We start from the raw sequence: 8,531 nt of genomic DNA, 5'->3' as shown, positions 1-8,531 counted from the left end.
TACAACTCTTTGCCGCAAATCCAAAGAATGAGTCGGCATTCCTTTCTCTCCTTCCTCTTGAATACCTGTACCCTATTTTAAATTAAAAGGCTGTACCGTCTGTCGCCTAGAGCAGGTTTGCGACCAGGAGGGCAAGGGGGTTTTCGCCAGCGAGTGGCATACGGCCCGCAAGCGGACGTTGCTCAGTGCCTACGGCGTGGGCACCCTTGACCAAGCTTTGATGGGGGCAGTACAAGCACGCCACCAGTTTGTCCGCCTATTTGGTTTGGCGGGGCGCACGATTATCCTAGACGAGATCCACGCCTACGACCTCTACACGAGCACCCTGCTGGAGCGGTTTTTGGAATGGGCAGCAGTACTGGGATCCCCGGTGATTGCCCTTTCCGCTACCCTGCCTGTCAGCACCCGCCAGCGACTACTGGCTGCCTACGCCAGAGGCTGCAATCAACCCCCGCCCAATCTCCCTGCTGCCAGCTATCCCCGCATTACGATTTTTGCCTCTGGAGAAGCCCTAGCTCAGCCTTTTAAACCCTCAGATCATGTGCGCCGAAAATTAGGGATCCGTTGGGTCAAAGATGATCGGTGGCCTGAAGAACTCTCACAAGTGCTGTCTAGATCGGGTGGATGCGTTGCCGTTATCTGCTCAACAGTGAATCGCGCGTTGTCCCCACACACGTGGGGGTGAACCGAGTACGGCGTTGAGAACCTGACGGTGGAGGCTCGTTGTCCCCACACACGTGGGGGTGAACCGCAGCAGGACGGGAGTGGGGTAGGCTGGACGTTGGTTGTCCCCACACACGTGGGGGTGAACCGCCCCGCCCACTGCGCCACAGCCCACGCCGCACCCGTTGTCCCCACACACGTGGGGGTGAACCGAGTACGGCGTTGAGAACCTGACGGTGGAGGCTCGTTGTCCCCACACACGTGGGGGTGAACCGCAGCAGGACGGGAGTGGGGTAGGCTGGACGTTGGTTGTCCCCACACACGTGGGGGTGAACCGTTCACCTACACCCAGGTGGAGATCGACCGGATCGTTGTCCCCACACACGTGGGGGTGAACCGTACGACGGGCGCACCATCATGAGCACATGGAAGTGTTGTCCCCACACACGTGGGGGTGAGCGGCTGGGGATGGGCACCCGCACCACCGGCTCCTGCGTTGTCCCCACACACGTGGGGGTGAGCGGCAGAGAATTAAGACAATCTCATGTCTACCGGGATCCCTGAATGGGATGGGTAACACTGAAACTAGGTCGCAGAAGCGGCGCGTAGCGCAATCTCAAGGAGCCGAACATGAGCAAGAGCTTGCTGGAGCAATTGCGACAGATGACTGTCGTGGTCGCCGATACGGGGGATATCAACGCCATCGAGAGCTTTAAGCCGCAGGATGCCACCACCAATCCCTCTTTGATCACAGCGGCTGCCCAAATGCCCCAGTACCAGGGCATTGTCGATGAAACCTTGCTCAAGGCCCGCCAAGAACTGGGATCCAAAGCCGACATCAAAACCGTGGTGGCCCACGCCATCGATCAACTGGCCGTGGCCTTTGGCGTGCGCATTTTGTCCATCATTCCTGGCCGGGTCTCGACGGAGGTGGATGCCCGCCTCTCTTACGACACAGAAGCCACAGTTGCCAAAGCCCGCCATTTGATCGAGCTCTACAAGGCGGCAGGAGCGGATCCCAAGCGGGTGCTGATTAAAATTGCCTCGACTTGGGAAGGGATCCGGGCTGCCGAGATCCTGGAGAAAGAAGGGATCCACTGCAACCTTACCCTGTTGTTTGGCTTGCACCAAGCCATAGCCTGCGCCGAAGCGGGGGTGAAGCTGATCTCGCCCTTTGTGGGCCGCATCTTGGATTGGTACAAGAAACACACGGGCCGGGAGAGCTATCCCCCTGCCGAAGATCCGGGGGTGCAGTCGGTGACCCAGATTTACAACTACTTCCGCAAATACGATTTTCCGACGGAAGTGATGGGGGCCAGCTTCCGCAACATCGGGGAGATCATCGAGTTGGCCGGCTGCGATCTTCTCACCATCTCACCGGCGCTGCTGGCGGAGCTGCAGAACACCGAGGGTTACCTGGAGCGCAAACTGGATCCGGAAAAAGCCAAGAAAATGGACATCCCGCGCCTGGTGATGGATCGAGCTACCTTCGACCAGATGCACCGGGAAAACCGCATGGCCTCAGAAAAGCTGGAAGAAGGGATCCAGGGCTTCTCCAAAGCGCTGGAGGTGCTGGAAAAACTGCTCACCGAGCGGCTGCAGAAGCTGGAGGGTGCCAAGGAAACCATTACCCACGCCGCCCAGGATGTCTTCCGCCTCTACGACCTGGATGGGGATGGCTTCATCACCCGCGAGGAGTGGATGGGGGCAGATCGCGTTTTCGATGCCCTGGATACCAACCAAGATGGCAAAATTACCCCTGAGGAAATGTTGGTCGGCCTAGGGGCGGCGGTCTATCTGAAGAATTAGCCGCTGGCAGCCGGCCTGGGAAAACCTCAAGGTCTATGGGCAAGAACTTTCGCCACATCGGAGATGGGGTGGCCGCCCTGGAGGCACAAGCCCGCCTGTGGATTGCCCAGCGGCTGCAAGGGATCCCTTACGATCCGCCGCCGGGGCCAGCAGCCAGGCAGGTGCTGCATTGGATCGAGACGGATCTGCTGCCGCGCCTGCAGCAAACCCCTCAGGAGCTGGAGAACCTGCTGCATGGGCTAGGGGGCGGCTATGTGCCCAGCGGCCCTTCCGGCGCCCCCACCCGAGGCCGAGTGGACGTGTTGCCCACGGGGCGCAACTTTTACTCGGTGGACATTCGCGCCATCCCCACCCCCACCGCCTGGCAGGTCGGCTCACTGGCCGCCGAGCGGCTGGTGGAGCGCTACGTGCAAGAGCAGGGGGAATATCCCCGTCGCCTGGGCCTATCCGTTTGGGGCACTTCAACTCTAAGAACTGGCGGCGACGATTGGGCCGAGGCCCTGGCGCTCTTGGGGGTCAAACCCCGCTGGGATGGAGGACGGGTGGTGGACATCGAGATCCTGCCTGTAGCGGTTTTGGGCCGCCCCCGTGTGGATGTAACCTTGCGCATTTCTGGCTTCTTTCGCGATGCCTTTCCCAATCTGATTGCCCTGTTTGACCGGGCCGTGCAGGCCGTGGCTGACCTGGAGGAGCCAGAAGCCGACAATCCCCTGCGGGCCCACGTGCTGGCCGATACCCAGTACTGGCAGGAGCAAGGGATCCCAAAGCAAGCAGCGGCGGAGCGGGCGCGGCTGCGCATCTTCGGTTCCAAGCCAGGGGCCTACGGGGCCGGCCTACAGGGGCTGATCGAGGCGCAAAACTGGGAAACAGAAGCGGATCTGGCCCGCGCCTACCTCAACTGGAGCAGCTACGCCTACCGGGCCGATGGCGAGGGAGAGCCGGCCCCCGAAGCCCTGCGGCGGCAATTGGCCCACCTGCAAATTGTGCTCCACAACCAAGACAACCGCGAGCACGACCTGCTGGACTCCGATGACTACTACCAGTTTCAAGGGGGGATGGTGGCGGCAGTGCGAACGCTCCAGGGCCGCAACCCGCGGATTTACTTCGGGGATCACGCCCGTCCCCACAACCCTAAGATCCGCACCCTGGCCGAAGAAATTGACCGCGTCTATCGCGCCCGCGTGATCAACCCCAAGTGGATTGCCGGCGTGATGCGCCACGGCTACAAGGGCGCCTTCGAGATGGCTGCCACCCTGGACTACCTCTTTGCCTACGACGTCACCACCCATGCTGTGCCGGATTTCATGTACGCCGGCCTGGCCCGCGCCTACCTATTGGATCCCCAAGTCCAGCAGTTCCTGCGATCCCGCAACCCCTGGGCGCTGCGGGACATGAGCGAGCGGCTGCTGGAAGCCCACCAGCGGGGCTACTGGCAAGAGCAGGCCCTGGAATTGCTGCCTCAGATCGAAGCCCTGATGCTGGAGATGGAAGCCTACCTGGAATCCCGCTCTCCCGTGGCGAGAGAAGGTTAAGTTCTGCTAATATTTTTTCATCCAAACCAGTTGTGGAGGGATCCCAGGCCATGAGCAAATCTGAGCTGTTGCGAGAGATTCTGGGGCCACTGTTGGAGGACTACCGCTACTGGTTTGAGCGTTCTCGCCGCTTTTTGCAGGAAGAGACCCTGGAATTTATCAGCCCAGAAGAGCAGCAGTCCCTGCTGGAAGAGGTTTTGGCTGCCCAGGCGGAGCTACAGGTAGCCAAAGCGCTTTATCAGGCCTCTGATCAAGAGGTTGGCATCGACCCTGGGCTGATGGCAAAATGGCATCGCCTGCTTATGAAATGTGCCGAATTGGGCCGTCAATTTCGCCAGATTCACCCCTCCCCCGACCTGTAATGCTGCAGATTCTCTACCTCATCGCTTTTGTGGCCATTGCCTTTTTGGCCCTGCGCAACTTGGTTACCAATGTCATCACACTGGGCGTGGAAGAGCGCAAGGCCTCTCCTCGTCGTGCCCGCAAGCGGATCCCTCACCCAGAGCTGCTGGATGAAGATGGCAACCTCACCGAGGAGCCTCTACTGGTGATTCGCTCGGCCAGCTTGGAAGAAGCTCGCAGCCGTTTGGAAGATCTCTATTCCGGCTCGCCGGACGAAGATTAGGGGAGTTTCTTGGGCTTTCTCTCTTGGGCGTGGCTGCACTAGCCTGGGAAGGTACTGCGCGCCATTTGCCCGAGCGTCTGGTGGGCGAGTCAACGGAGATGGGATCCGACTTCAACGTGGAATCGGTGCTGGAGGCGGTGCTCGGCAAGCTGAAGGTTTTGGCGGAAACGGGACAAACCTTTGGTCAGCCGATCACTATTGGTGAGACGATTATTGTCCCTTACATGTCCTTGCATTTTGGCTTGGGTGGGGGAGGGGGTAACTTCGGCAAAACTGCTTCTGGCTTTCGCGGCAACGGCGGGGATCCGGCCAGTCTGTTCGGGGGAGCGGGGGGTGGGGTGCGCATCGAGCCAGTTGGCTTTCTGGTGATCCGAGGCGAGCGAGTGGAGCTGCTGACCACCGTCCAGAAGCCCGACCAGTGGAACCAACTCAGCGAGACTCTGGTGCCCCTGTTGCAGCAGTGGCTGCAAAATCGTGCCGGCAACTCCTGAAGGGACTAGCCGCGAATGGAGAGGCGGGATCCCTGGGGAGAGGGCTGTACCTCGATGCGGTGGGGGAAAGCATCCTGCAGGCTGGGGATGTGGGTGATCACCAAGATGCAGGCAAAGTCGGGGGCGATGGCGTTGATGGCAGCCAGCAGTTGGGCGCGCCCGGTGGCATCCTGGGATCCAAACCCCTCGTCGATGATTAAGGTTTGCAGGTCGGATCCCGAGCGCTGGGTGAGCAGGCGGGACAAGGCCAGGCGAATGGCGAAGTTGATGCGGAAGGCTTCTCCACCGGAGTAAGTCTCGTAGGGGCGGGTGCCGTGGGGATCGGCAATGAGAATGTCGAGGGTGTCATAGGGACTCCGTCCCGCTACGGAGGACAGCTTGGCCGGTGGGCAATAGCGTCGCCCGGAGCGCTGGGTAACCAATTGCAGGTGCAGGCGGTGTTGGGTCAGGCGGGCCAGGATCTGGTTGGCCTGGGCTTCCAGCTCGGGCAGGACATTTTCGACGATCAGGGCGGGGATGCCGTTGCGGCCGTAGGCATTGGCCAGCTCTTGGTACACCTGCTGCTGGCGGCGGGCCTGTTGCAGTTGCTGTTCCAGCTCGGCCTGTTCCGCCTGCTGTTGAACCGCCTGTTGTAGCCGTTGTTGGGCGGCCCCTATCTGAGACAGCACCTCATCCAGCCGCCGGCGGTGCTCCCGCAGGGTTTGGCGGATCCCTTCCAGCTGAGCAGGCAAAACCTCGGGATGCTCCGCCAGTTGTTGCTGAAGCCGTTCCAACTCTTGGGTGGCCTGGGCAAAGTGCTGGCGGCTTTCCTGTAGGCGTTGGGATAAGGCTTGGGTGCGGGCTGCCACCTCCGGCAGTTCCTGGCGGGCCACCTGTAGGGCTTGCAGGCGCACCGGCCAGAGTTGCGCTTGGGCCAGTTCGGCTTTCACCTGCTGGTGCAGGGATCCGTCGTAGCCCAGGTGGTTTAACGCCTGTTCCACCTGAGCCAACCGCTCCGCCAGGGGAGAATCCGATCCCACTGGTGGGCCGGAGTCCTTGGATCCCACCTGTTGCAGGGTTTCCAGTTGTGCCTGTAGGGAGGCGATTTGCTCGCAGAGGCGAGAGCGGCGCTCTTGGGCCTTGCGGAGTTCTTGAGAGCGGCCCAGGGCCCAGCGCCAGCGCTCCAGTTCTCCTCGTTGTAAGGCGTGCTCGCGCTCGTCATAGCCCAGTTGGTGCAGGGCCTGCTGGATCTGCTGGAGCTGTTGCCGAGCTTCTTGAGCGTAAACTTCCCGGTCGAGGATTTCCCTCAACTCTGCCGCTTCTGCTTGCCAGAGCTGGATTTGCCGACAGCGCTCCTGCTCGGCTTCCCACTGCTGTTGCAATCGCCCTTGCAGATGCAGGCGCTCATCCCAGGTGGCCAGTTCTTGGCTAAGACGGCGGTATTCTGCTTGCAAGAGTTCAATCTCCCGGTCGGCCACCGCCAGTTGTTCGCGGATAACAAACAGTTCGCCGGCAATTTCCTCTTGACGCTCGCGGTGTTTTTTCAGCACCACATCCCGCAGGCGCGGGCTGAGGGGACGGGCGCAGAGGGGGCAAGTCCAGTTGCGACGGCGTTGCGGAGCCATAAAGCCGGATCCCTGCGGCTCTGGTGTTGGCGTTGCAGGGGATGGCTCGGCAGGCTGGCCGACAGAAGATAGGGCCGGGGATCCCTCCTCTTGTTCTGCTGCCTCCTCGACAAGGGCTGTCACTCTTGCCAAAGTGGGGGTGACCTGATCTCGTTCGCTGCGCGGAGCACTTTGAGCGGAAAACACCTCTTGACCTTCCTCCCAGGTGGTCACCAACAGGCGGCAGCGTTCTTCTTCCTGTTGCCACTGTTGCTGGAGAACCCGCTGGCGTTCCTGGAGCTTTTGCACGAACAGCCGCCGTTCTTGGACTTTTTCCAACACCCGCTGCTGGTAGAGACGCCGTCGCTCCAGCTCTGCCAAGGCGGCCTCTCCTTCGGCGATTTTCTGCTCCAGTTGCTGCTGCTGTTGGGCTAGAGTTTCCTGGCTTTGTAGTTGCTGGCTGAGAAGCTGAACGCGGGCTTGCAGGCGTTCCCGCTCGCGGCGGATTTGCTCTTGCCAATGCTGTTGCTGCTGGAGAAGGACGGCGGCTTGAGCTTGGGCTTGGTTCAGGGCCTGGAGACGCTCTTGAGCTTGCTGGTAGTGGCGCAGGCCGATTTCGATGCGCTCCTGTTCTGCCAGCAATTGGGCATCGGCTTGGGCCTGGGCTTGGCAGGTGGCCAACTCCTGTTGCAGCCGTTGCATCTTGCGCAGTTGCTGCTGTTGCTGCTCTGCTTGCTGGGCTTGCAGCTTTTGGCGTTCTTGGAGCAGATGCTGCTGTTGCTCGAAGAGGTGGTGGAGATGGCGATCTTGGGCCATCAGGGCTTGGTAGCGTTCGTAACCCGCCAGGATGTCTTCACTCTGGGCGATCAGCTCTTCCAACTGGAGCAGGTGCTGTCGCTGGGCACGCCACTGTTGCTCGGTGTGCTGTAGGTTGGTGCCGAGCTTTTGCAAGTGTTGGGTAAGGTGTTGGTGGCGCTCCTGCAGGATGCAGCGATGTTCGTAGAGGCGCTCTAGGGCTTGCAATTCCTGCTGTTGCTGGGCTAGGAGCTGCTGCAGATGAGTTTGCCGTTGTTGGAGTCGCTCCAGCTCGGCTTGGATTTGGCCAACGTGGGCCTGTTGTTGGTTGAGCTGCTGCAGGCGCTCTTGGAGCAGATCGGCTTTGAGTTTGGCACTGCGCGCCTGTTCCCGGCAGCGGTCGGCCAGCAAATCGTACTGCCCCAACTTGAGCATGTCGGCCAAGATCTGCTTGCGCTCGCCGGGACGCTTCAGAGTGAAGGCATCTGCTTGTCCTTGTCGCAGATAGGCGGAGTGAATAAAGGTCTCGTAGTCGAGGCTGAGCTGACTTTGAATGGCCTGTTGGGTGGCGCGCATGCCGCGGCGGGTCAAGCTACGCCAGCGAGGTTGGCCGTCGGTTTCTCCGGTTTGAATTTGCCACTCCAGGGATCCCTCGCCCGATAGATGACGGCTGCGCAGGATGCGGTAGGTTTGTCCTCGCGAGCGGTAGATCACCTCTACCCAGGCTTCGCTGGCCCCCTTGCGGATGAGATCGCTATCGTTGCTGGCCCGGCTTTGCCCCCAGAGGCCCCAGGTGAGGGCGTCGAGCAGGGCGGACTTGCCTGCCCCATTGGGGCCACAGATACAGGCGGTGTGGATCCCGCGCAGATCCAAAACGGCGTGAGCGTAACAGAGAAAATTGTGCAAGGTTAGGCGAACCGGGATCACAGAAAACTCTGAGGGGCTCTGGTTGCTGGAAAAAATGAGGTTGAGCCATTTGATCCAGAGTATCGCGTCAGCGGTGGGGAGCAACAATGAGGAGTGAGAAGTGAGG

General features: G+C 60.7%; 6 protein-coding genes and 1 CRISPR repeat array. Of the genes, 5 read left to right on the top strand and 1 reads right to left on the bottom strand.

Annotated features, from left to right (window positions below; genetic code table 11):
- Positions 1 to 660 precede the first annotated feature (660 nt).
- Positions 661 to 1,187: a CRISPR direct-repeat array (repeat unit 29 nt; unit sequence GTTGTCCCCACACACGTGGGGGTGAACCG).
- A 106-nt stretch (positions 1,188 to 1,293) separates the two neighbouring features.
- The 5 genes from ACVWVQ_RS12420 (at position 1,294) to ACVWVQ_RS12400 (ending at position 5,120) form a co-directional block, all read left to right on the top strand.
- Positions 1,294 to 2,472: a transaldolase gene (locus ACVWVQ_RS12420; RefSeq protein WP_011432742.1), complete on the top strand. Its 1,179-nt coding sequence runs from the start codon at positions 1,294 to 1,296 to the stop codon at positions 2,470 to 2,472.
- A gap of 35 nt (positions 2,473 to 2,507) precedes the next feature.
- Complete coding sequence (locus ACVWVQ_RS12415) at positions 2,508 to 4,004, top strand: cobaltochelatase subunit CobN (protein WP_457508753.1); 1,497 nt, start codon at positions 2,508 to 2,510, stop codon at positions 4,002 to 4,004.
- Between the two features lie 50 nt (positions 4,005 to 4,054).
- Positions 4,055 to 4,366, top strand: a complete 312-nt coding sequence (locus tag ACVWVQ_RS12410; RefSeq protein ID WP_414382240.1) for a DUF2605 domain-containing protein — start codon at positions 4,055 to 4,057, stop codon at positions 4,364 to 4,366.
- The gene (locus ACVWVQ_RS12405) at positions 4,366 to 4,629 is read left to right on the top strand and encodes a DUF2973 domain-containing protein (RefSeq protein WP_414344596.1); all 264 of its coding nucleotides are present in this window, start codon (positions 4,366 to 4,368) and stop codon (positions 4,627 to 4,629) included. The genes ACVWVQ_RS12410 and ACVWVQ_RS12405 overlap by 1 nt, the downstream gene beginning before the upstream one ends.
- Before the next feature lie 65 nt (positions 4,630 to 4,694).
- The gene (locus ACVWVQ_RS12400) at positions 4,695 to 5,120 is read left to right on the top strand and encodes a GerW family sporulation protein (RefSeq protein WP_457384404.1); all 426 of its coding nucleotides are present in this window, start codon (positions 4,695 to 4,697) and stop codon (positions 5,118 to 5,120) included.
- Positions 5,121 to 5,125: 5 nt separating this feature from the next.
- On the opposite strand, the gene ACVWVQ_RS12395 is transcribed toward ACVWVQ_RS12400, so the two are convergent.
- A complete protein-coding gene (locus tag ACVWVQ_RS12395; protein ID WP_457508751.1) occupies positions 5,126 to 8,425 on the bottom strand; it encodes an AAA family ATPase in 3,300 nt (1,099 codons plus the stop codon).
- Positions 8,426 to 8,531 lie beyond the last annotated feature (106 nt).

This window comes from Thermostichus sp. MS-CIW-36, assembly GCF_054059035.1.
The sequence above is the reverse complement of the archived record's forward strand: the minus strand, read 5'-3'. Positions and strand labels throughout refer to the sequence as shown.

Excerpts from the sequence above, each read along its gene's own strand:
- ACVWVQ_RS12410 (WP_414382240.1), top strand. The coding sequence starts at position 4,055 with ATGAGCAAATCTGAGCTGTTGCGAGAGATTCTGGGGCCACTGTTGGAG.
- ACVWVQ_RS12405 (WP_414344596.1), top strand. The coding sequence starts at position 4,366 with ATGCTGCAGATTCTCTACCTCATCGCTTTTGTGGCCATTGCCTTTTTG.
- ACVWVQ_RS12415 (WP_457508753.1), top strand. The coding sequence starts at position 2,508 with ATGGGCAAGAACTTTCGCCACATCGGAGATGGGGTGGCCGCCCTGGAG.
- ACVWVQ_RS12420 (WP_011432742.1), top strand. The coding sequence starts at position 1,294 with ATGAGCAAGAGCTTGCTGGAGCAATTGCGACAGATGACTGTCGTGGTC.